Annotated in this window: 17 protein-coding genes and 2 pseudogenes; 7 read left to right on the forward strand and 12 right to left on the reverse strand. The window is 57.9% G+C overall.

Annotation, left to right across the window (positions count from 1 at the left end):
* Positions 1 to 194 (reverse strand): annotated as a pseudogene (locus BUA94_RS18935) (TRAP transporter large permease subunit); the annotation flags it as partial.
* Positions 195 to 296: 102 nt separating this feature from the next.
* Entirely contained in the window at positions 297 to 1,202 is a 906-nt protein-coding gene (locus BUA94_RS18940; protein ID WP_073015205.1) for a LysR family transcriptional regulator, read from the reverse strand.
* Positions 1,203 to 1,406: 204 nt separating this feature from the next.
* Between BUA94_RS18940 and BUA94_RS18945 the strand changes: the two genes are divergently transcribed.
* From BUA94_RS18945 to BUA94_RS18955, 3 genes and pseudogenes are all read left to right on the forward strand, one after another.
* Positions 1,407 to 2,249 carry an SDR family NAD(P)-dependent oxidoreductase gene (locus BUA94_RS18945; protein WP_073014943.1) on the forward strand — a complete coding sequence of 281 codons (843 nt, stop codon included), beginning with the start codon at positions 1,407 to 1,409 and terminating at the stop codon, positions 2,247 to 2,249.
* On the forward strand, positions 2,246 to 3,025 hold the full coding sequence (locus tag BUA94_RS18950; RefSeq protein ID WP_073015206.1) for an SDR family NAD(P)-dependent oxidoreductase: 780 nt from the start codon (positions 2,246 to 2,248) through the stop codon (positions 3,023 to 3,025). The genes BUA94_RS18945 and BUA94_RS18950 overlap by 4 nt, the downstream gene beginning before the upstream one ends.
* A gap of 11 nt (positions 3,026 to 3,036) precedes the next feature.
* Positions 3,037 to 3,864, forward strand: a pseudogene (locus BUA94_RS18955) (aldo/keto reductase).
* Between the two features lie 138 nt (positions 3,865 to 4,002).
* On the opposite strand, the gene BUA94_RS18960 reads toward BUA94_RS18955, so the two are convergent.
* Both BUA94_RS18960 and BUA94_RS18965 read right to left on the reverse strand, forming a co-directional pair.
* The gene (locus BUA94_RS18960; protein WP_073014944.1) at positions 4,003 to 5,118 is read right to left on the reverse strand and encodes a metallophosphoesterase; all 1,116 of its coding nucleotides are present in this window, start codon (positions 5,116 to 5,118) and stop codon (positions 4,003 to 4,005) included.
* A 152-nt stretch (positions 5,119 to 5,270) separates the two neighbouring features.
* Complete coding sequence (locus BUA94_RS18965) at positions 5,271 to 6,488, reverse strand: NAD(P)-dependent alcohol dehydrogenase (protein WP_235860645.1); 1,218 nt, start codon at positions 6,486 to 6,488, stop codon at positions 5,271 to 5,273.
* 437 nt (positions 6,489 to 6,925) lie between these two features.
* Here BUA94_RS18965 and BUA94_RS18970 point away from each other — a divergent pair, with 437 nt between their 5' ends.
* Positions 6,926 to 8,170 carry a multidrug effflux MFS transporter gene (locus BUA94_RS18970; RefSeq protein WP_073014945.1) on the forward strand — a complete coding sequence of 415 codons (1,245 nt, stop codon included), beginning with the start codon at positions 6,926 to 6,928 and terminating at the stop codon, positions 8,168 to 8,170.
* Positions 8,171 to 8,283: 113 nt separating this feature from the next.
* Entirely contained in the window at positions 8,284 to 9,189 is a 906-nt protein-coding gene (locus BUA94_RS18975) for a TolB family protein (protein ID WP_073014946.1), read from the forward strand.
* Positions 9,190 to 9,426: 237 nt separating this feature from the next.
* On the opposite strand, the gene BUA94_RS18980 is transcribed toward BUA94_RS18975, so the two are convergent.
* Complete coding sequence (locus BUA94_RS18980) at positions 9,427 to 9,960, reverse strand: phosphatase domain-containing putative toxin (RefSeq protein ID WP_073014947.1); 534 nt, start codon at positions 9,958 to 9,960, stop codon at positions 9,427 to 9,429.
* Between the two features lie 298 nt (positions 9,961 to 10,258).
* Between BUA94_RS18980 and BUA94_RS18985 the strand changes: the two genes are divergently transcribed.
* Positions 10,259 to 10,897 (forward strand): GntR family transcriptional regulator, encoded by a 639-nt coding sequence (locus BUA94_RS18985; protein WP_084082153.1) that lies wholly within the window; start codon positions 10,259 to 10,261, stop codon positions 10,895 to 10,897.
* Positions 10,898 to 11,064: 167 nt separating this feature from the next.
* Here the strand turns inward: BUA94_RS18985 and BUA94_RS18990 are convergent, their stop codons facing one another.
* The 6 genes from BUA94_RS18990 to BUA94_RS19015 all read right to left on the reverse strand — a co-directional run bounded on the left by BUA94_RS18990 (position 11,065) and on the right by BUA94_RS19015 (position 17,662).
* The gene (locus BUA94_RS18990) at positions 11,065 to 11,622 is read right to left on the reverse strand and encodes a phosphatase domain-containing putative toxin (RefSeq protein WP_073014949.1); all 558 of its coding nucleotides are present in this window, start codon (positions 11,620 to 11,622) and stop codon (positions 11,065 to 11,067) included.
* Positions 11,623 to 11,830: 208 nt separating this feature from the next.
* Positions 11,831 to 12,574 (reverse strand): amino acid ABC transporter ATP-binding protein, encoded by a 744-nt coding sequence (locus BUA94_RS18995; RefSeq protein WP_139251208.1) that lies wholly within the window; start codon positions 12,572 to 12,574, stop codon positions 11,831 to 11,833.
* A 195-nt stretch (positions 12,575 to 12,769) separates the two neighbouring features.
* On the reverse strand, positions 12,770 to 13,807 hold the full coding sequence (locus tag BUA94_RS19000; RefSeq protein ID WP_073014950.1) for a type 2 periplasmic-binding domain-containing protein: 1,038 nt from the start codon (positions 13,805 to 13,807) through the stop codon (positions 12,770 to 12,772).
* A 25-nt stretch (positions 13,808 to 13,832) separates the two neighbouring features.
* Positions 13,833 to 14,927, reverse strand: a complete 1,095-nt coding sequence (locus BUA94_RS19005; protein ID WP_139251209.1) for an amino acid ABC transporter permease — start codon at positions 14,925 to 14,927, stop codon at positions 13,833 to 13,835.
* Between the two features lies 1 nt (position 14,928).
* Positions 14,929 to 16,080, reverse strand: coding sequence for an amino acid ABC transporter permease (locus BUA94_RS19010; RefSeq protein ID WP_084082132.1), 1,152 nt, complete (start codon positions 16,078 to 16,080; stop codon positions 14,929 to 14,931).
* A gap of 340 nt (positions 16,081 to 16,420) precedes the next feature.
* On the reverse strand, positions 16,421 to 17,662 hold the full coding sequence (locus BUA94_RS19015) for an HlyD family type I secretion periplasmic adaptor subunit (protein ID WP_175558082.1): 1,242 nt from the start codon (positions 17,660 to 17,662) through the stop codon (positions 16,421 to 16,423).
* Here BUA94_RS19015 and BUA94_RS23630 point away from each other — a divergent pair.
* Positions 17,661 to 17,879 carry a hypothetical protein gene (locus tag BUA94_RS23630; protein WP_175558083.1) on the forward strand — a complete coding sequence of 73 codons (219 nt, stop codon included), beginning with the start codon at positions 17,661 to 17,663 and terminating at the stop codon, positions 17,877 to 17,879. The two genes, BUA94_RS19015 and BUA94_RS23630, sit on opposite strands and share 2 nt — an antisense overlap.
* A 27-nt stretch (positions 17,880 to 17,906) precedes the next feature.
* Here the strand turns inward: BUA94_RS23630 and BUA94_RS19020 are convergent, their stop codons facing one another.
* The gene (locus BUA94_RS19020) at positions 17,907 to 20,081 is read right to left on the reverse strand and encodes a type I secretion system permease/ATPase (protein ID WP_235860646.1); all 2,175 of its coding nucleotides are present in this window, start codon (positions 20,079 to 20,081) and stop codon (positions 17,907 to 17,909) included.
* Positions 20,082 to 20,094: the final 13 nt, after the last annotated feature.

The raw sequence follows: 20,094 nt of genomic DNA on the forward strand, positions 1-20,094 counted from the left end.
GTGATGCGGGTGAAGGCCAGATAGTTCGAGAAGATTGCAGAGCAGGCAACGATCGTGACGATCATGACCGTGGCACGGATCGCTCCGCTGACCGATTTGTTGAACTGCACGAAGGTCAGAGATCGCTGGAACAGGACGATAATCAACGACCCCATCACGCCAAGCGCTGCGGCTTCCGATGGCGAAGCGATGCCGTTCCGGACGTTCCAACGAACAGAATAGCTCCCCGAAACCGGACGTGAAAAGACGAGTGACTTTTACAGTAGCGCCGCAAATTGCAGCGTATCCGCCACGTTTCAAGCAGGACGTCGCCCGCGTTGCATTGTTCTCAAGAGGGCGCGCAGGGCTTCAGGAAGCTGCCGGCGGCTGGGATAGTAAAGGTGGAAAGCCGGTCCCATGGAGGACCATTCAGGAAGCACATGTATCAGGCGTCCGTCTGCAAGTTGCGGACGGACCCTGTCTTCGAGCGTGTAGCAGATTGCTCCACCGGTTTCTGCCAGTTCCAGAGACAGGATGGTCTCATTGACGATCACCGACCAGTCAAGCGACAGAACGACTTCCTCCGTTCCACGCTCCAGCTCCCAATTGTAGATGCGGCCGTTGCCCATGCGCAGCCCAATGCACTTGTGGTTCTTCAGATCGTCAGGGTGTTCCAGTAACGGTGCCGATGCGAGATAGCCGGGTGACGCGACCGCCAGCCAGCGAAGTTCGGGACCGAGCGGCAGAGCAATCATGTCTTCGGGTACGCTGCCGCCGTAGCGGATGCCCGCATCGAAGCCTTCCTGGACGATGTCGATGACATGGTCGTTGATCTCTACCTCGACATGAACTTCCGGATAGCGGTGCATGTAGTCAGCGAGAACCGGAGCGAGGACAAGCCGTGCGGCATCGCTTGGCACATTGATCCGCAGATTTCCAGCAGGCCTGTCGCGATAGCGGTTCAGGCCCTCAAGTCCCGCTTCGATCGCGGCCAGACCTTCCTGAACATCCGCCAAGAGTTCTCTTCCGACTTGCGTCAGCGTGACACTGCGATTGGTCCGGTTGAACAGCCGCACGCCCTGCCGGGTTTCCAGTCCGCGCATGGCATGGCTGAGCGCCGAGGGGGACAGATCAAGTTCGGCTGCCGCCTTGCGGAAGCCGCCGGCCTCGGCAATCACGCGAAACAGGTTGAGATCGCCCAGGTCAGTGCGATTGAGTTTCATGACGTATTCCTTGCTGTACGCCATCATAACGCAAACTTCGTTTAATTTTACTCATTACTGCGTGCAGTTTCCCTCGTCTTACGGATCCGGGTCTTTGTCTCTATGTCTCCGGCAACGAGAACAAGGAAGTGCCGGAGCTGCACTCGCCCTCATGAGCCTCGCTCTCTTTGCCATATCGCTCAAGCTTCACGGAAAGGATGTGTCATGAACAGAATGCAACAGATCGTTTCACCAGGTTCGGTTGCCGTGATCACCGGGGCGGCCAAGGGAATTGGCGCGGCCATTGCCGAGGATCTCGCGGCTCGCGGTATGAACCTCGTGCTGTTCGACCGCGACGAAACGGCTTTGGACACGCTGGCCGGAAACCTAGAGACAGAAGCCCTCTCCCTCGTTGGAGACGTTGCCCGCATGGACGACTGCGAACGGCTCCACGCGGAGGCAACGGCCCGCTTCGGCTCGCCGAACCTGCTCATCAACAACGCGGGAATGATGCGGCGCTTTGGCCCCTGGGCCTCCCCCGAAGACTGGCGCGAGGCGCTTGACGTCAACTTCACCTCTGCATTGAGGCTGCAACACCTCTTTGTCCCCGGCATGTTGGAGGCAGATGCGCCCGCTGCCATTGTCAATCTGGGATCCAAGGAAGGCATTACCACCCCGCCGGGACAAGCCGTCTATTCGGTCGCCAAGGCTGGCATCAAGATTTTGACAGAGCAGCTTGAGCATGAGTTACGCAATGTCTCAGCCGGGCGTGTTTCCGCCCACCTGCTGGTTCCCGGTTACACCTATACGCCGATGAACTTCCCTGAGGCCAAACCGGGCAACCGCAAACCCGAGGCCCCCTGGTCCGCCAGGCAAATGGTCGACTACTTCATAGCCCGGCTGCTGAATGGCGATTTCTACATTCTGTGCCCGGACAACGAGGTGACGGCCACCATGGATGCCAAACGCATTCGCTGGGCAGCCGATGACATGATCCGCAACCGCCCGGCGCTGTCGCGCTGGCACCCTGATTACAAGGAGGATTTCGCACAATGGATGAAATCATGAGGCCCATTGCACTCGTCACCGGCGGTTCGGCCGGAATCGGGCTGGAAATTGCCAAGCTTCTGGCGGCGGACGGACACGACCTGATCGTCACCGGTATCAGCCCTAGGGTGCATGACGCTGCCGAAGCGCTGCGCGCCTGTGGTGGCAAAGTGACCGCCGTCCAATCGGATCTGTCGCGCCCGGAAGGCGTTCAGCAGGTTGTCGAGGCCGTGCAGGCGGCAGGCCGGCTGGATGTCATGGTGCTGAACGCCGGCATCGCCGTTGGCGGTGCTTTTCTCGACAACGCTCTGGAACGCCACTTGAACCTGATAGATCTGAACATCGGCTCGACGGTGCGGCTCTGCCACGCTCTGGTCCCCGATCTGATCAGGACGCAGGGCAAGATCCTCATGGTCAGCTCCGTCTCGGCCATGGCACCCACCCCGTACGAAAGCGTTTACGGTCCCTCCAAGGCCTTCATGAGTTCCTTCGGCCACGGATTGCGCGAAGAGCTGCGCGGAACCGGGGTCAACGTGACGATCCTGCATCCGGGAGCGACGGCAACGGAGTTCCATCACCGCGCCGGCATGGACGCTACCGTTTTCGGTGACAACAGCTGGAAGAACGATCCGGTGCTGGTGGCCCGTCAGGGCGTCGAGGCAATGATGGCAGGCGTCACCAGCCTGATCGGTGGCGACGAGGCCACACAGCGCATCGGTGAGGAGCGCAAGGACCTTTCGGAAGAAGAGAAGGCCCGCCGTCACGCCGAAAAGGCGCGGCCGCCAAAAACACGATAAAGGAAAAAAAGATGCATGATGTAACTGCAAACGGGGCATCGATCCCCGCGCTCGGGTTCGGCACTTTCCGGATGAGTGAGGCCGAAGTGGCCGAGGTTCTGCCGCAAGCCCTCAAGCTCGGGTTCCGTCACGTGGACACGGCACAGGTCTATGGCAATGAAGCTGCGGTCGGTGCTGCCATCAGGGCCTCGGGCGTGCCGCGCGACGAGATCTTCCTGACCACCAAGGTCTGGGTCTCGGAATTCGCGCCGGAAAAATTCCTTCCCTCGGTCGAGGAAAGCCTCACGAAGCTTGGCGTCGACAATGTCGATCTCCTTCTGCTGCATTGGCCGCACGGCAATGACACCCTGCGCGAAGTTCAAATTGAAGAGCTGAACAAGACCGTCGCCAAGGGCATGGCCAAACACATCGGCATCAGCAACTACAATGTTGCCGAAATGCATGAGGCCGCCCGGCTCTCCGCCGCACCGCTGGTAACCAATCAGGTGGAATACCACCCATACCTGAGCTAGGCTCCGGTCCTCGCGGCTTGTGAAGAGCTCGACATGGCCCTGACCGGATACTACGGCATGGCGGACGGTGCCGTTCCGAACGACGCGATCCTGAAGGATATTGGCGCGGCCCATGGCAAGACAGCGGCTCAGGTTGCCCTGCGGTGGCTCGTTCAGCAGCCGAGGGTTGTCACCCTTTCCAAGACCGCCCGTTTGGCTCGCCTGCCGGAAAACTTCGGCATCTTCGACTTCGAGCTGTCTGACGCGGAAATGCAGGCCATCTACGCTCTTGCGCGCCCGGACGGACGCATCATCGCGCCGGAAGACCTGTCGCCGAAGTGGGACTGATACTCTACGGACAAATCATCAATGCCCCGTCGGAAAAACCGGCGGGGCATTTGCGCTTTGCCGGGCTGAGCCTGCCACCGCGGATGCGGTTGTCATCATCCTATCTCGAATTGCGATTTCCGACAGGTTTGCCGAGGATCAAGGCGTCCGCAGGGTAAAAACCGTAATCTCTGCCGGCACACCGAGCCGCACGGCGAAGCCGGGCCAAAGCGCGGTTCCGTTGCTGACGTAGAGCGTCATCTCACCGACGGAATACAAGCCAGAAACATAGCCCCCGTTGAACTTGCTGATCAGCCAGTCGAAGCCCTTGATCATGCCGCCATGAGTGTGTCCGGAGAGCTGTAGGGCAACGCCGGCTTCCTCGTAGTCAGCGGCCATCTTCGGTTGATGGTTGAGGAGGACGACGGGCAGATCCTCAGGTGCGGCTTCCAGGGCTGTCGCCAAATCCGGACCGGGGTGACCAAACCCGGCCGCAGAAAGGTCCGGGATTCCAGCCAGAACCAGCCCCTCTTCAGCGGAGCCAAGGACCACATGGGAGTTTGCCAGACGTGTCATCCCCAACCCTTCGTAATGGTTCATCCAGGCGTCATGGCCGAAGTAGTATTCGTGGTTTCCGGATATCACGAAAACCCCATCTGAAGCCTTCAGATTGCCAAGGGGGGCGACATCCTTTGTCCGGTCGGCGATTGTTCCATCGATCAAATCCCCCGTAATAACAATAGCATCGGCTTCCAGCGCGTTGGTTCGCTCGACCACCTCGCTTGACCAGGATGCCGTGAAAATTCGGCTCAGATGAAGGTCCGTGAGCTGAACGACCCGATATCCGTCGAGAGATGTCGACAAGCCCCTTATCGGGATTTCCACTCGTCGAACGTCCGGTTGTCCAATTGCAGACAGGACGCCGGTGCCGCCGAGCGCCAGCGCCACAGACAATACGAGCCAGCTCGCGACAGGTGGCAGTGGCAGCCATCTCTGGTTCACGATGAAGCCGACGATGCGCAGGATTTCGAGCGCAAGAAAGAGCACCGCAGCGAAAACCAGGGTGGCAAACAGAATATTCACCACGATCATCATGCTGCGGGGGATCTCAGCCGCGAACATCGTACCGAAGGTGAGCTTCGTGATCAGGTGATGCTGGGACACCAACATGATCAATGCAAAGGAAAAGGCTTTGAAGGCAAAGCCTTTCGGCAAGAGCGGCCAGACATGTAGGGCCACGAACAGGCCTAGGAACCCGGTCACGAGGTGAAACACGAAGGGTGCATTCCTTGTTTTTGCGAAGTGAAGAGGGGTTATTGCGCCACGCCTTGTTTTTCAATCGGGTCAGACAGCAGCGATGCGAGGCTTCAGCGCAGTTGGGTGGCCGCCCGCTGGGGCATGCGGGTGGCCACAACATCAGAGCCGCCTTAGGCCTTCTGGACGTCGATCACGTAGCGGTAGCGTGCTCGCTTGGCGATCACGTCTTCCCAGGTCTGATTCAGGTCCTCGAAGCGGATAAGCTGATATTCCGGCGCGATGCCGTGCAGATCGCAGAAGTCGATGACCTCCTGAGTTTCCCGTATGCTGCCGATCAGGGAACCTGCGAAAGAGTTTCTCCGCTGGATCGTCGAGAACGGCGAAAGCTGGTTCGGCTCGCTCACGTCTCCGATACCCACGAGGCACATGGTGGCGTCACGCTTCAGCATGCCGACTAGCGGGTCCATATCGTGCTGGTAAGGCACGGTGTTCAGGATGAAGTCGAGCGACCTGGCATGCTCTGCCATCTTCGCCTCTCCGTAGTTCACGATGACATCCGAAGCGCCGAACGTTCGGGCATCCTCTTCCTTGTCCGGGCTCGTTGTGAAGACCACCACTTCAGCGCCAAGCGCATTCGCGATCTTCACGGCAAAGTGGCCGAGCCCACCCATTCCGACGACCCCTATCTTGGCTCCCTTGCGCACGTTCCAGTGTCGCAACGGCGAATAAACCGTAACCGCGGCACACATTACCGGACCTGCTGCCGCAAGATCGAAGGTTTCGGGGATGCGGATCACAAAGTCCTTGTCCACGACCACCCCTGTCGAGTAACCACCCTGAGTGGTTTCCGTCGGTTCCACCTCGACTGACACTCCCGTGCCATAGGTCATGGTCGATCCGTTCTCGCAATACTGCTCAAAGCCGGCATCGCACTCGTGACAGTGGCCGCAGGAATTGACCATGCAGCCAACGCCGACGCGGTCGCCCACGCGAAATTGGCTTACGCCGCTCCCGACCGCAGTGACGACCCCTGCGATCTCATGCCCCGTCACGAGAGGATATCGTTGGGGGCCCCAGTGACCACGCGCGGTATGAATATCGGAATGACAGACTCCGCAGTAATGGATTTCGATGGCGACATCGTTGGTGCCGATGGCACGGCGTTTAAAATCGAATGGCCCCAAAGGTGATGTCGCGGACTGGGCAGCATAGCCTGACACGGGAAACGGTGCGTTGAAGGCGGAAGGCGTTGCTTCGGCAGCGGCATAGGCTGTTGCGCTACCTGCGAGACTTGTCGCGCTCAGCGCTCCTGTCCCGGCAGCCAACTTGAGAAAGGTGCGGCGTCCGGTGTCAGTATCCATCCAGCCTGTGTCGGTGGCATCAGTCATGAGAACTCCTCTTTAGAAAACCGCGCGAGGGGCCCCGCGCAACAGTCTCAACGTATGCGCGGGGCAGAGGATTTCAGCCGGCTCGAAGCTCAACGCTATGTGCAGCCAGGCTTGACACCAGGTGGAGTACCGATGAAAAGCTGACGTCATGGTCCGCAAGCGCATCTTCAAGAGACTGCCGCGAGCATGCCCGCTTGGCTGACCGGACCGCTAAGGGCACCAGGCCCAGGTGCGGATCTTGCGGGCGCGCTCGACATGCGAAGGTCCCGTCGGGAATGTTGTGCGACCGTCCAACGTTCATCTATTCATCAGGTGATGAATGGCGCTCATTATAGCGTTGAGGATTTCTCGGCCAACTTTTGGTCGGCCCGGTGAGATAATGCGGCAAAGGCCGGAAGAGAAAATCCCGACCCGGCAAGTCATCACGGATATCCTTCATGAAATTGCTTCCAAGCCGCGATATCTCGCGCGCCGAGTTCATCGGTATTGTCGCCGCGTTGATGGCTCTGAACTCCCTGGCCATCGACATCATGCTGCCGGCTCTCCCCTTCATGGGCGATGCGCTTGGAGTAAGCACCGAGAATGAACGCCAGTTCATTATCAGCGCCTACATGATGGGCTACGGTGTGGGGGAGATTTTCTTTGGTCCGGTTTCGGATCGCTTCGGTCGGCGGGGACCGCTTCTGGCAGGCATCGCTATCTATATTTTCGCAGCAATTGCCGTAATATTCTCTCCAAGCTTCTTCATGGTCCTGGCGCTTCGGTTCGTCCAGGGCCTTGGTGCCGCCAGCACGCGGGTGATAGCAACCTCGATCGTCCGTGACCGTTATGTCGGCCGGGCCATGGCCGAGGTCATGTCCATGGTATTCATGCTGTTCATGGCCATTCCCATTCTGGCTCCTGGCCTGGGACAAATGATGCTGGCCTTTTGGCCATGGCAGTCGATCTTTCTCTTCATGGGCGGGCTGGCAATGGTGGTTGGCTTGTGGACGCTCATTCGACTTCCGGAGACATTGTCTTCTGACGCCCGGCGCTCTCTTGGCCCAAGTGCTGTCATCGAGGCCTTCAACATCGTCGTGATGAACCGAGAAGCCATATCCTACGGACTTGCCGGCACTTTCATGTTTGCCTCGCTCTTTGGTTTTCTGACTTCAGCCCAGCAGATTTACGTCGGTATCTATGGACTCGGACCGTATTTCCCGGTGGCCTTCGCGAGTGTTGCGGCTCTGATGGGATTGGCATCCTTCACAAACTCAAAAGCAGTCGCAAGGCTCGGCATGCGCCGCCTGTCGCATGGAGCTGCCCTCGTATTCACCGGGGTGAGCGGCCTGTGGCTTGTTCTTGCCGAAACCATCGCGGTTCCGTTCTGGCTCTTCCTCCCCTTGCTCGCCATCATCATGTCGTGTTTCGGCTGGGCCGCAGCAAATATGAACTCGCTTTCCATGGAGCCGCTTGGAGAAGTTGCCGGGACGGCGTCATCGGTATTCGGCTTTATCCAGACCGTGGGGGGCGTTCTGATCGGCGGGTATATCGGTCAGCAGTTCGACGGGACGGTAATCCCGGTCGCCGCCGGCTATTTTGCCATGGGCATCCTTTGTCTCTTGTGTATTCTCGTCGCGGAGAACGGTCGCATTTTTCGGATGGACGTATCGTCCGGTGGGGACGCATGCGAGTTACCCTGACATCCTGCTTGCGCGTGTGCGGGGCGAGCTGTTTTTACCAATTTGTGTCTTCGGCCCCGGCCCCTTTCCTCAAAGTTCGAACCGCTCATTGCTTGGTTGGATAGGAGATCGAAATGCGCCCAATCAATCAGCGCCGTCTTAGAGAAGGCCAGATCTCGGAACTCGTTGTTGCCTCATATGATGGCGGACGTACCGATGTTATCTATGAAACTGGGGAGCTGATCGAGGCGCCGAACTGGACGCCTGACGGCAAATGGTTGATCTACAACGGGGACGGCCGACTGTTCCGAATTTCGCCAGACGGTTCTAAAGGGCCGACACGGATCAACACGGCTCCGATCGAAGACCTGAACAATGACCATTTGGTCTCGCCGGACGGGCGCTATCTTTACGTGAGTGCCAACGATGGGCATCTCTACCGCGTCAAGGCGGAGGGCGGTGACCCGGTCAGAATCTCTAACACCTATCCGCCCGAGCGCGGGTTCCGCTACTATCTTCACGGCATTTCACCGGATGGGGGGCAGCTCGCCTATGTCGGGCTGGAAACCGGGTCCGGCAAGACGGTGACGCGCGTCTTCCTCATTCCGGCGTCGGGCGGGGACGATCTTGCCCTCACTGACGGCTCCCACCCCGTCGACGGACCCGAGTTTGCACCGCAGGGCGACTGGATATACTTCAATTCGGAGCAGGGCTCGTCGGCCCCCGGACACGCCCAGGTCTTCCGTATGAAGCCGGACGGAACGGGGATCGAACAGCTCACCTTCGATGAGCGGGTGAACTGGTTTCCCCATCCCTCACCCGATGGCCGTCTCATTGCCTACCTTTCATATCCCCCTGGAACGGTCGGGCATCCCGCCGACCGGGATGTGATCGTCAGGACGATGACCCCGGATGGCGGTTCGATCCGCGATATTGACCGCTTCAACGGGGGGCAAGGCACCATCAATGTCGCCTCCTGGTCCCCGGATTCGTGCCACTTTGCCTATGTGCGCTATCCGCTTCGTCAGGTTGAGGCGTAGCATGAGCTTTGCAGGCAAGATGTCAGGTCCGCAACTGCATTAGGATAGACAGCATCGCGTCCCCAGGTCGATCGTTAGGCGCCCCGCATCGGTTCCCTAAAAGCGGACATCAGCTTTGACAGCCAGACAGAATAGTCCAGCGTTCAAACAACAAATTCTAACTTACGATTTTATCCAAATTTCGCCGGCGGCCAGTTTGCGACCGGAACTCAGAGCCGGTAAGGAAGCCCGCCAATTTCAGTGCGAGCGGAGATACGCAAGTTGCGCGCTTGTTTCCACGGCGCCGGGCAATGCCCGGCGGATAGCATCGAGAGCTTCATCGGGCGACATGCCGAGATGAATGAGCAGGCTTGCTGCCATCATGCTGCTGCGGCCGATGCCGGCAAGGCAATGGAATGCGACGCTGTGACCACGGCTGAAAACCTGCTTCGCCTCGTTCCGGATTGTCTGCCAATGTTGCTCCTGACCGGAAGCCGGAGCTTGAAAATCCGCGATAGGAAGACGGATGGAACTGATGCCGGACAAGTTCGCCGCATCGGCGATATCCTCGTAGGCGACGGGGTGGATCTCCGCGTCCTCTACCAGGGCGACAAGTAGCTTGACGCCGTGCGATGCCAAGCGCGACATCTCTGCCTCCAGCACGTCTTCATTCAGGCTTAGGACGCCATCCTCCTCAATAACCACACCAGGCGCACCGCTCAGAATTATCTGAGCGGTTTCGCTGATTGGAGTTCTTAACAGGGTGATTGGTTGCAGCGATTTTCTATGCATTTTCCGACTTCAAAGCGTTAAAGTAGGCGCAAAATGAATCGCTGTGCCTGCAGGCTGTCCCGACCGGATTTGGGGAGGCAGACCGATGATCAGGGACGGCCCAGGAGGACTCCTTAAAAAGTTTCTTTTTCAACCGTCTTGCGAAGGGCATTCTGCATAGTTCCATCTTGATGCAGGCTGCACGCAGCCGCGTTCGCGCCATTTACCGATGCGTATACGGCTACTGATGCATATGCGGTGCCAAGCCATCCTGATCGTGGCCCATACAAACGAACATAATGTGATCGAAAGAGCCTATATGCGTGAAAAGACTCGCGTCGATACAATCTACCAGACGCTTCGTGACAGGATTTGCCTCGGCCAGTACAAGCCCGGGGATGTTTTTCACGAAAACGAACTCGGCCAAGAGTTTCAGGTCAGCCGGACCCCAATCCGTCAGGTTTTGCAGCGCCTTGCTTTCGAGAGGCTGGCAGTCGTGCGAACCGGCGTGGGAACGATCGTTGAAGACTATGCTGATGCCGATGTAAGAAACTATCTGGAGATTCACGCCCGCATCCTTGAAACAGTCGCCGAGCTGAAGCTCTTCCGCCCTATAGCCAACAATCAGGAAGCTCTTGCAAACGTACAGGTTCGCGTCTCGATGTTGTCGAGTGCCCCGGACATCGAACGGATCTGGTCCTTTCTGAAAACCATCCAGGAGCTGACCGATCAGCTTCTTGCTGACGACACGTTGCGGCACATGAACGAGATGCTGTTCTACCGGGCTGTGCGGGGACTGATCGCAGGCGGCCGCCATTCCCCCGAATTGGCGGCAAGCCTCATTCAGGACAATATCGTGAAGCTGACCGGCCCGCTGGAGCGGTCCGATTTTGAAACCTTCTTCATGGCTTTAAGTGATCTGGTTCGCGCTTATAAGGCACTTGCAGTCAAGAGCTGAGTTCTTGGCTGCAAGAGGCGATGGACCATCGGCCGGAAACGGCCGTTTCGCCTTTCGCCGGGCCTTGCGGACAGAATTGCGCAAACCATGCGCGGTCCCGCGTTCCTGAACAGAGAGTTATTCACGCAAACGCTTGGTCCGTCTGGAACGGAGCTAGGGTCTGGACCCTAAGGTAAAATATGATGGGATGCTGTTTGCTGTTTCAGCAAATAGGCTTTCTGTTCCGGAGTTTCGATCGCTTCGCGATCATGGGTGGCGCGAATGAAGGCAATTGCCTCTTCAGCGCTCAGGCCATAAGTCATCGCAAGACCAGCGGCAACCGTGCCGGTCCGGCCCAGCCCCGCCATGCAATGAATTGCAACTGGATAGCCCGAAGCCATCACAGAGCGGGCGGAAGCAAAAGCACTGTCCAGCTTGTCCGCATGCTCCGTCGAGGGCGGCGACATATCGGGAATGGAGATCAATTGCCAGTCAATGCCCAATGCGGCTAGCGTACGGGCGTATTGATTGACGCCCAGAACAAGCTCTTCCGCAGTCAGACAGGAGAGCAACAACCTGACATTGCTGTCCTTCAGACGCTGAAGATCTTCCTGAAGAAACTCAACCCTCGCAATCTTCGCGTCAGATGTGAAACGCACTCCGGGACACGACTGAAGACACATATGGAGATCCGTGTTCTTCAGCCGCACTTCGCTAAATCGCTTGGAAGAAAAGTCGCTGATCATCTATCGCATTCCGTTCAATGGAACGCTTGTATACAGGTACATCTCATGGCAAGCAAGCCAAAATGACAGTTTTATGACATATCGATGTCAGAACAATCCGAAGGTCCGATCCCGTCTGCATGCCGAATTCTTGACCGGACAATCGGCACAGGAAGGGGACGCAGAAACAATCGTCCGCCCTGCAGCAATTGGTCCGGAGACATGAGCCTCAGTGGGCGTTGACCTGACCGAGAAACCGCCGCGTGCGCTCCGACCGGGGCCTCTCAAAGAAAGCAGCCGGCTCGTTTTCCTCGACGATCTCGCCGCGGTCCATGAAGATCACCCGATCGGCCACGCGCCGAGCAAATCCCATCTCGTGGGTCACGCAAACCATGGTGATGTCGTCATTGGCCAGTTCGACCATCACGTCCAGGACTTCCTTGATCATCTCGGGATCAAGGGCCGACGTCGGCTCGTCGAACAGGATGACTTTGGGGGTCATGCAAAGCGTACGGGCAATAGCGACCCGTTGTTGCTGACCGCCCGACAACTGATGCGGATACTTGTTGGCCTGATCCGCGATCCTGACCCGTTCCAGATAATGTCCGGCTGCACGTTCCGCGTCACGCCGGGAGCTTTTCCGGACCCAGATGGGAGCAAGGGTGCAGTTCTCTAGCACGGTCAGATGGGGGTAGAGGTTGAATTGCTGGAACACCATTCCCGTCTCCTGGCGGACACGAGACAGTGCCTTGGGATCGTCGGAAAGCTCAATGCCAGAGACCTCGATCGTGCCGCTTTCGTGCCGCTCCAGGCGGTTCATGCAGCGCAGCAGCGTAGACTTGCCAGATCCGGAGGGACCACAGATCACCACACGTTCGCCAATACCTATGTTCAGCGAAACGTTCTTCAGGGCATGAAAGACACCATACCACTTGTCTAGATCCCTAATCCGGATCACCGGCTGCTCGAACATTGTTCTGCTTTCCTGCTTATAGCCAAGGCTGCACATGCGCCGATCCACACCAGGCCGTTTGTGAGCCGTGATCATTGCGGTCATGGAGAGAGCGGCCGGGATCGCCGGGTCTCCGCCCCCATGGAGGCTTACACGCCGCCAGAGATTACTCTGGAGCAGAAGGCGGGATCAGACCGCCTTCTGCTCCTCGGCGTGTCAACGGATGGGTAGCGGGTACATCAACCCGCCTTGAGAGAAGAGAGCATTCGCTGTACCCGCGCGCTCCAGCCCATAGTCCTCGGTACCGAGGCTCCGGTCGTACACCTCACCGTAGTTTCCAACCTGTTTGATGATATTGTAGCTCCACTCTGCCGGCAGACCGATCTGAGACGCCATCTCCCCAGCCGCGGAATCTTGCCCGAAGAGACGCTGCACGGACTTCGGCTGATCGGCAAGGTCCGCCACCACATTGTCGACGTTACCGGACGAGACCTTCAACGCCTCAGCGTTGAGCATCACCTGGAAGCTCCAGTAAAGTGCCTTTTCCAGTTCTGCATCAGGCTGCGACAACAAGGTCAGCGGCTCGTTGGAGATAACTTCTGGAAGAATGACGTAGGCCTCAGGATCATCGGCAAGCAGACGGTCGGAGTTGAGCGCCGTCCGGTCACTGGCCAGGACATCACACTTTCCACTGAAGAATGCCTGAAGACGAGCGGTCTTGTCGGCAATGTTCTCTACCCGGTACTGGATGCCGCGGTCAGAGAACCAGTCGGCGATGTTCAGCAGCGTTGTCGACCCCTCTTCCGCACAAACCGTGGCTCCACTCAGCTCCTTCGCGCTGGTCACGCCGAGGCTGCGAGGGACCATAAATCCCTGACCATCAAAGAAGGTCGTCACCACAAACCGCATGCCAGGATTTGCATCGCGGGTGCCCGTGTTGGTAATGCTACGGGATGCCATGTGGGCCCCCTTCGCAACGATCGTCTTCATACTATCGGAAAAGCCAATCCCACGAATATCGGCCTTGCCCGCGTCGCCCAGGATGGCGGCGGCTGCCATGCGGCAGAAGTCGGTATTGAAACCACGGTAGACGCCTTCGCTATCCGGCACGGAGAAGGCTGGGGAATTGGTGTTGACCAGGCAGACCAATCGATCATCTTTGCGGATTTCGTCCATCACGGGACCGCCGATGGCGGACCCCGCCGTGGCAATCATAAAGCAGCTTGCAACGAGAAAATTACGAAGAGGGGACATCTTTGCGCTCCAATAGAGATGAGACTTAGGACGTTCTTGCTTCCAACCATCTGCTGTAGGACGACAGGCACCAACATGTTGCGAGATACCAGATCCCTACGAGCAAATATGCTTCAAGGCCATAGTGCTGCCAGCTGGGGTCACTGAAGGCCATTTTGGCCGTGGCCATGATGTCGTGAATGCCGATGATGACGACGAGCGATGTGTCTTTGTAGGCACCGAGCACCGTGTTCATGATCTCCGGCATAGACCTCTGCAGCGCCTGTGGCAGGATGATCAAACGGGTTTTCTGGACATACCCAAGACCCTGACTATCGGCCGCCTCGTGCTGCCCGCGTGGTACCGACTGGAGACCACCCCTCACAGCTTCGGCGAAATAGGCCGAATGAAAGAACACCAGCGCAATCATGGTGGTGAGCAGCGGCGAAAGGGTAATCCCCTCCGGCATCATCAAAGGGAGGACGAACAGGCCCAGAAACAGGACCATGATCATCGGAACACCGCGGACAAGCTCAATGTAGAGCACCGCGAAGGCGCGAATGGAGGGCAACTGGCTTTGATAGCGCGCAAGAGAGAGTAGAACGCCGACCGGAAACGCGAATACCAGCCCGAATATCGCAAGCATGAGTAGTACCGGCAGGCCATTCCAGCGCTCAGGCTGAACATAGTCCAGACCGAAATACCCCCCGCGCATCAACACATAGAAACTGGCACCAACGACACTCCAAAGCCAGACGAGCCGGCCGTTGTGAAAGGACGGCAGCATGCTGACAGCAACGGCCACAATAAGCAGGACGCTTGCGAGAAACGAGCGCCACTGCTCGACATAGGGGTAGGTTCCGAAAAGGATAAGGCGGTATTTCTCCACGACAAACGGCCAGCAGGCTCCTGCAACTGCAGCGCAGCTCTCTGCCGGAGCCCACGGGGCCGCAGCGCTGAGAAGCAACCAGTCCACCGCGAAGTAAACCGCCGCAACGATGACCGCCCCGAGAACGACGGTCAGCAAGGCGTCGCGCTTGCTGCCGAAAAGGTTGCCTCTGACCTGCTGAACCAAGCCAACACGCGGCGCCTGGAGGGCACCCTCCTTCATGACCGGCACGTCTCTGCTGATAACGCTCACCTCAGCCCCCTCTTAATGAAACGCGGGCGTTGTAAGCATTCACCGCGAAGGAAACCGCAAGACAGATTGCCAGATAGACGCCCATCGACAACGTCATCAACTCGATCGGACGGAACGTCTGATTGATGGACGTGGTCATCACAGAAACCAGATCCGAATAGCCCACAGCGAGCGCGATCGAGGTGTTCTTCGTGATATTCAGGTACTGATTGCCCATCGGCGGCACAACGATGCGCACTGCTTGCGGCAGCACCACAAGGCGCATCATCTGCAGGAAGCTAAGGCCTGTTGCCCGGGATGCCTCGAATTGCCCCTTAGGTACAGCCTCGATCGCCCCTCTGACGAGTTCAGCCACCTGGCCGCCGTGATAGATCGAGAGCGCCGCCGCGAGCACGAGAAACTGGATCGATATCCGGTGTCCACCCTGAAAATCAAAGCCTTGCAGCACGGGATAGGAGATCGGGTAATCCACCCAGCCGAAGAGGACAGAGGCAGCAACCACAGCGGCGAAGAACCCGGTCACCGGCCAGAAGACAGGATAGACGGCGCCTGATGTATCCTGGATACGCCTAGCCACTCTGCCCAGAACGAATAAGCTGACAGGCCAGAGACACGCGAACACAATCAGCAGGCGCATACCCGATCCAGCTTCCAGCGCAGGAAAATAAAGCGCCCTGTTCGAAAGAAAGACCATGTCATGAAGCGCCCAGCTCTGACGCACCGGCGGCAGGGTGTTAATAGCCGCCAGAAACAGCGCAAGAAGAATGAGCAGCTTCGGCAGGTTTCTCATGACCTCAATGTAGACAAGTGCAACACGAACACCGAGATAGTGATTGCTGGTGCGCAGCACTCCCATGACGACCCCGATGAACGTTGCCCCCAGAATGCAGATCAGCGACAATACAACCGTATTGATCGCGCCAGCGAACAGCACTTCGCCATAGCTGCTTTCGGATGAAACCGGGATCAAGCTTTCATTGATGTCGAAACCGGCGTGGCTGCTCAAGAAATCGAAGGAAACGGAAATGCCGGCGCGCGCCAGATTGGCGTCGATATTCCGGACCGCGAGCACAAGAGCAAAAACGAGTAGCAGGATAAATCCTGCCTGCCAAAACACGGCAGCTTTTGTAATTCTCCTTGGCATGACACTCATCACCCCGTCTCTCAACTGATTGTGAATGATATACCTGTATACAGGTTTATAGCAAGCATTTTTGGTAGGAATTCGCGCCGGTGAATGGCACGAAGCGGCTATGGCGCCGAACTTTCCACTTATGAACACTGCAAAATGCCAGACATGCTTAATCTGTCATTTTTACCTAGCCCGATTGACGGATTCTGAGCACCACAACCAGAAATCAAAAACATCTCAGGAAACAAGAAACACATGCCTTCTTGCGCAGGCATCACGTGTTTGCGTAAATCTTGCCTCAACCTTCAACTGAAGGCATGCATTGAACAATGCGGGAGGCCAACTCCAGACGCCCAAAGGATCAACGCTCCCGGATGGCTTCGTCCCGGTACCGCATGAGTGGGGAGAGCAGAAAATCAATGATCCTGCGATTACCGGTTTTGATCTCGGCCAGAACCATCATGCCCGGTGTAATGGCCACCGTTTCCCGTTCCACCTCAATCGTGTTCCGATCAAGAGAAATGCGGGCCTCGTAGACGAGACCCAGATCCTCACTCTTGAACGCATCGTTTGAAACACTCAGCACCTTGCCCTTGATCGTGCCATAACGAGTGAAATCGAACGCCTCGAACTTGATTTCTGCGTCCTTGCCTTCGACGACAACACCCTTGTCACGATTGAGAACTTGAGCACGAACTTCAAGCCGTGCTTTGTCCGGCACGATGACCATGAGCGCGTCCGCCGGTCGCACGACACCACCTATGGTGTGAATTGTGAGGTTCTGCACCGTACCGGCGACAGACGCCCGCAGCGTTTGAAGATCTTCCCGCTTCGTCGCCTTTCGCAGGGCCAGATCCGCGCGGGCAAAGAGCTCCTTGGACTCCAGGAGTTTCTGATAGGCCGCCTGTAGCGTGTTGGCGCTCAGACCTTCTATCTGCTTCTCGACGGACTGCAGTGAATTTTCCGCTTCCGTTATCTGGTGCGATTTGATGATCAGATCATGCGTCACGTCGACCAGTTGCGCCTTGACCTGCTGCCAGACCGATTGAGGCGCGTGCCCCTGCTCCATCAGATAACGGATATTGGCTTCACGGGAGACCACCAGCGGTTTCATTTCCGTCAGCTTGTCGACTTCGGCCCGGACCTTTTCAATCGACGCCATCTGCAGGTCGCGCTCGGCACGATATGCTCCGAGTTTCGCCTGGAACGAAGCAAGGTCGCTTGCAAGCCGGTTGCGGTTCATGGCAACGAGTGCCGGATCCAGATCTTCCGGCTCCGGCTGAAACTCGAACGGCTTGCCGTTGACAGCCTTGATGAAGGCATCCAGGCGCGCAGCCTCAAGAGCGGCGTCATTTTTTTGAAGCAGAAGCTGGTCGATATCGACCTCGCTATCGGTCGCATCCAACTCGACCAGCACCTCGCCAGCCTCGACATGCTGGCCATCAGCCACATGAATCGCCCGTACGGTGCCTATTTCCTGCGCCTGCACCAACTTGGTGCCGCCGATGGGAACGACACGTCCCGGGGCCGTCACGACCACGTCGACCTTGCTCAAAAAGGACCAGGCGACAGCCGCAATCAATCCGGCAACAATGGTCATCATGATCAGTCGCCCCGCAGGGCTGGCCGGTGTTTCCAAGATCTCCAGCGCCGCGGGCATGAACTCCCGCTCTACACTGCCAGGGCGCTTGGTGGCTTTCGCCTTCTGCGGTCTTGCCCTTGGTGTCCCGTCACCTGATTTCGCCGCAGCCCCCGATCCGGGCGTCACGTCCTCAACCTCAGCGTCGATCACCTCGTCCGCAGGCATCCTGACCGGTTGAATTCTCGCGAGGGGGACCCTCATGCCTTTATGCCGCATCGACTGCATTCCCGCTCTGAATTCCCCATAGCTTGGAATAGCGACCGCCCGCCTTTACCAGAACCTCATGAGAACCGTCTTCGACGATCCTCCCATTTTCGATGGTCAATATCCGGTCGGCATGGCGGACGGCAGACAGCCGGTGCGCAATGATCAACACCGTACGGCCGCGGCAGATCTGCTTCATATTCTGCTGGATGACGTGCTCGGATTCATAGTCGAGCGCGCTGGTGGCTTCGTCGAAGATGAGAATGCGCGGATTCCCAACCAGCGCCCGCGCAATCGCAATCCGCTGCCGCTGCCCCCCGGACAGGTTCGTGCCGCGCTCGCCGACATGCGTGTCGTATCCTTCAGAAAGCTCTGAAATGAACTCGTCCGCACCGGCCATCTTGGCCGCTGCAATCACCCGCTCCAGCGGCATGCCGGGATCGGCCAGGGCGATATTTTCACGGATAGAACGGTTGAAGAGGAGGTTCTCCTGCAACACCACCCCAACCTGCTGTCTCAGCCAGTTCGCATCCACGGCGGAGATGTCGACACCATCGATCAAGACTCGGCCCGCAATTGGCACGTACATACGTTGCACCAGCTTCGCAAGCGTCGACTTTCCCGACCCCGACGGGCCGACAATCCCGACCAATTGTCCCGCAGGGACCTCGATGTCGACACCGCTGAGGACATCCTTCAGATGCGGCTGATATCGGAACCGGACATGGTCGAAACGAATGCGCCCCTCGATACGTTTCAGCGTTGCGCGGTTGGGATTATACTGGGGTTCAACAGGCCTGTTTAGGATATCTCCAAGCCTGTCAATCGATATCCGGGCCTGCTGAAAATCGTTCCAGAGCTGGGCCAGCCTGAGGATTGGACCGGTAACCCGCGCCGACAACATATTGAACGCAACAAGTTCACCGACAGACAGATTGCCGTTCACAACCGCCATGGCACCGAAATAGAGCGTTGCTGCCATGGTTAGCTTGTTAATCAGCTGAGTGGACTGGCCCGCGATATTGCCGAGACTGGTCGTCTTGAAGGACGCTCCGACATAGGCCGCCAGTTGCTCCTCCCACCGGCGTTGCGCCTGCGGCTCCACGGCCAGTGCCTTCAGCGTTTCCACCCCGGTGATACTTTCCACCAGGAACGCCTGATTTTGTGCGCCTTGTCTGAATTTTTCCTCCAGCCGGGCGCGCAACACCGGCGTAACGATCACGGCAAGCAGCACATAGAACGGTATCGAGGCGAGGACGATCAGCGTCAGGAACGGGCTGAAGTGCCACATCACAGCGAAGAAGACGCAGGTGAACAACAGATCGATCACCAGCGTCAGGCCCGAACCGGTTATGAAGTCGCGGATATTCTCAAGCTCGCGAACGCGTGCAACAGACTCCCCCACCTGCCGGGCTTCGAAATAGGCGAGAGGCAGTCCGAGCAGATGCCGGTAGAGCCGGGCCCCCAGCTCGACATCGACCCGGTTCGTGGTATGGGCAAAGACATAGGTCCTAAGGCCGCTCAGAACGACCTCAAAGATGGAAACAGCGACCAGCGCCACGATCAGGACATCCAGCGTCGTCAGGCCGCGATGAACAAGAACCTTGTCGATGATCACCTGAAAGAACAATGGCGTCACGAGCGCGGCGACCTGCAGGAAGAACGAGGCCAGCAGAACTTCGGCGAACAGTCTGCGATATTTCAGAAGTGCCGGGATGAACCATGAAATATCGAACTTCGAACCTTCACCCAGGAATTTAGCCCGTTTTGCAATCAGAATCAGGCGCTTGCTCCAGCGTGCCTCAAACGCAACGCGGTCGAGTTCCTGCACACCTTCGGCCTGAGGGTCCTGGATGAGGACGACGTCATCCTTTGCTCCGGCCAGAATGACGAAGCTGCCGTCCTTCATCTCGGCCAGCGCCGGCAAAGGGGTCGACTGCAGCCGCGTCCAGTTGCTAGCGATCAGCCGGGATTTCAGCTGCAGCCGTCTGGCAGCACGCACGAGCGTCTCCGCCGACATCACCCTGCCCGGCTCCGCAAACTGGTGCCGCAACTGCTGGGTATCTCCTGGCAGGCCTAAGAAGCGCAGGACTCTGACGAGGCAGACCGCACCGCTATCGCGCCCTGCAGCATCCTCAGGCCCGGCTTGCGCGGAAGCCTCTCGATCATCTTCCACGTTTTCTCGCCTC

The sequence above is a fragment of the Roseibium suaedae genome (genome assembly GCF_900142725.1).
Taxonomy (GTDB): Bacteria; Pseudomonadota; Alphaproteobacteria; order Rhizobiales; family Stappiaceae; genus Roseibium; species Roseibium suaedae.

Coding starts and splice junctions, on each gene's coding strand:
- BUA94_RS19000 (WP_073014950.1), bottom strand. CDS start 13,807: ATGTCCCCTCTTCGTAATTTTCTCGTTGCAAGCTGCTTTATGATTGCC.
- BUA94_RS18985 (WP_084082153.1), top strand. CDS start 10,259: ATGCGTGAAAAGACTCGCGTCGATACAATCTACCAGACGCTTCGTGAC.
- BUA94_RS19010 (WP_084082132.1), bottom strand. CDS start 16,080: ATGAGTGTCATGCCAAGGAGAATTACAAAAGCTGCCGTGTTTTGGCAG.
- BUA94_RS18995 (WP_139251208.1), bottom strand. CDS start 12,574: ATGTTCGAGCAGCCGGTGATCCGGATTAGGGATCTAGACAAGTGGTAT.
- BUA94_RS18975 (WP_073014946.1), top strand. CDS start 8,284: ATGCGCCCAATCAATCAGCGCCGTCTTAGAGAAGGCCAGATCTCGGAA.
- BUA94_RS18965 (WP_235860645.1), bottom strand. CDS start 6,488: ATGACTGATGCCACCGACACAGGCTGGATGGATACTGACACCGGACGC.
- BUA94_RS23630 (WP_175558083.1), top strand. CDS start 17,661: ATGATCAGTCGCCCCGCAGGGCTGGCCGGTGTTTCCAAGATCTCCAGC.
- BUA94_RS18980 (WP_073014947.1), bottom strand. CDS start 9,960: ATGCATAGAAAATCGCTGCAACCAATCACCCTGTTAAGAACTCCAATC.
- BUA94_RS19015 (WP_175558082.1), bottom strand. CDS start 17,662: ATGATGACCATTGTTGCCGGATTGATTGCGGCTGTCGCCTGGTCCTTT.
- BUA94_RS18970 (WP_073014945.1), top strand. CDS start 6,926: ATGAAATTGCTTCCAAGCCGCGATATCTCGCGCGCCGAGTTCATCGGT.
- BUA94_RS18950 (WP_073015206.1), top strand. CDS start 2,246: ATGAGGCCCATTGCACTCGTCACCGGCGGTTCGGCCGGAATCGGGCTG.
- BUA94_RS18990 (WP_073014949.1), bottom strand. CDS start 11,622: ATGATCAGCGACTTTTCTTCCAAGCGATTTAGCGAAGTGCGGCTGAAG.
- BUA94_RS18945 (WP_073014943.1), top strand. CDS start 1,407: ATGAACAGAATGCAACAGATCGTTTCACCAGGTTCGGTTGCCGTGATC.
- BUA94_RS18940 (WP_073015205.1), bottom strand. CDS start 1,202: ATGAAACTCAATCGCACTGACCTGGGCGATCTCAACCTGTTTCGCGTG.